This window comes from Aeromicrobium sp. PFPM2_SD2, from assembly GCF_057364525.1.
Genome location: NZ_JBNFNZ010000518.1, coordinates 1 through 1,605, shown reverse-complemented (window position 1 = coordinate 1,605; position 1,605 = coordinate 1). Strand labels below are relative to the sequence as shown.

Genomic DNA, 1,605 nt, shown 5'->3' with positions numbered 1-1,605 from the left:
CCCGGGCGCCGTCGGCTGTCCTGCGGCCGAACCCGCGCCAGTACGACACCCGGTCGGTGTCGGGCACCCCGTCGGCCGGCGTGCCGAGCGTGACCAGGGCGCGGCGGGCGTCGAGCAGCAGGTGCATCAGCAGCTCCTGGACGTCCCAGTCGGTGCGGGTGGGGCGGTGCCAGGCGTCGGGCTCGCGCACGACCTCGGTGACGAGGGCGTACGTCTGCGCGAGCAGGCCGGGGACGTCGGCGGTCATCAGATCGCCCGGTAGTCGATGCGGGACATGCGGGGCCCGCGGCGCGGCGCCGGCGCGAGCGGGCTCAGCCCGAGCAGCCGGAAGACGCGCCAGCGGTGCGGCCGCCACGGCTCGAGGAAGGTCTCCACCTCGTCCTCGGGGAGCGGCCGGCCGGTCAGCGGGATGCCGACCACGGCGGGCAGGTGGTAGTCGCCGATGGAGACGGCGTCCGGGTCGCCGAGCGCGCGCTGGCCCACCTCGGCGGCGGTCCAGACGCCATCCCGCGGATCGAGCGCAGGCCGGCGTACACGCGAGCGGGGTCGTCGGTGCCCAGCCGCTCGATGCTGGCGGCCAGTCGGGTCGCCGCCTGCAGCGTGCGGGCGCGCTCGGGACCGACCCCGGCCCGGTGCCACTCCCAGGAGGGGATCGCGGCCCAGGTCTCGGCGGTGGGGAACACCCGCATGCCGGCGGGGGCGGGGCCGGGTGCCGGGTCGCCCAGGCGGGTGACCAGCCGCCGGAACGAGGCGAACGCGTCCAGCCCGACGACCTTCTGCTCGATGATCGCCGGCACCAGCGCCTCCATGACGCGGTGCGTGGCGGGCACGCGCACGCCGGGGAAGCGGCGGTGGGCGTCGGCCAGCAGCGGGTGGATCGGCTCGAACCCGCTCGGGTCGTCCCGCGCGCCGAGCAGGTCGGGCACGCCGGCGAGGAGCTCGGCGGCGCCCGTCGCCCCACGCGCGCACCCCGGACGCGGCGCGGGTCGACCTGGGTGAGCGCGTAGGTGACGGTGCCGGTCGGCATGCGGCTCGTGCGCCACGTGGCCGCGTCGGTGACGCGCATCGTCGGGTCACCGGGCCCGCGACGCAGGGGGGCCAGGGTGCGGCGCATGTCGACGCCGAAGCCGAGCTCCACCACGGCGTCGACGTCAGGCTGCATGTCCCCAGCCTGACACGCTCGTCCGACGGCGGCGGGCTCAGCCGGCCGCCGGGGCGACGGGACCGGCCAGGGCCAGCCGCTGCAGCCGGTGCGCAGGAGCGGCTCGGCGTCACGGCGGCGCTCGGGCGGGACGCTGACGAGCAGGTGGCAGGACGCCCCCGACGGCCGGGAGCCGTCCAGCCAGTTCGGCCGATCGGGGGAGAACCCCGGCCGCAGGGTCGCGCCGGCGGCGCTCATGGTCCGCACGGTGGGCTCGAGCAGGGCGAGCTGCTCCGCGGCGCCGGCCGCACTGAGCCACAGGTACGTGTCGTCGGTCTGCACCGCCACACGCGGGAGCGTCCCGCTGACGCCGGGTCCAGCCTGGCCCGGGCGAGCGCGCGCAGGAGGGGCGACGGTGTCCGTGGGGCAGGCGGGCGTCGCTCCGGGCGCGCACCCGCAGGTCC

Annotated in this window: 3 protein-coding genes; all 3 read right to left on the bottom strand. The window is 77.8% G+C overall.

Features of this window, described 5'->3' with window-relative positions; translation table 11 throughout:
* Window positions 1-247: maleylpyruvate isomerase N-terminal domain-containing protein (locus AC2W7G_RS15820; RefSeq protein WP_485869282.1), on the bottom strand; the 247-nt coding region annotated here is incomplete at its 3' end.
* Window positions 247-420: a hypothetical protein gene (locus AC2W7G_RS15815; RefSeq protein WP_485869281.1), complete on the bottom strand. Its 174-nt coding sequence runs from the start codon at window positions 418-420 to the stop codon at window positions 247-249. The genes AC2W7G_RS15815 and AC2W7G_RS15820, both read right to left, overlap by 1 nt.
* Window positions 402-926, bottom strand: coding sequence for a DNA-3-methyladenine glycosylase family protein (locus AC2W7G_RS15810; RefSeq protein WP_485869280.1), 525 nt, complete (start codon window positions 924-926; stop codon window positions 402-404). The genes AC2W7G_RS15815 and AC2W7G_RS15810 overlap by 19 nt, the downstream gene beginning before the upstream one ends.
* Between the last annotated feature and the right edge of the window lie 679 nt (window positions 927-1,605).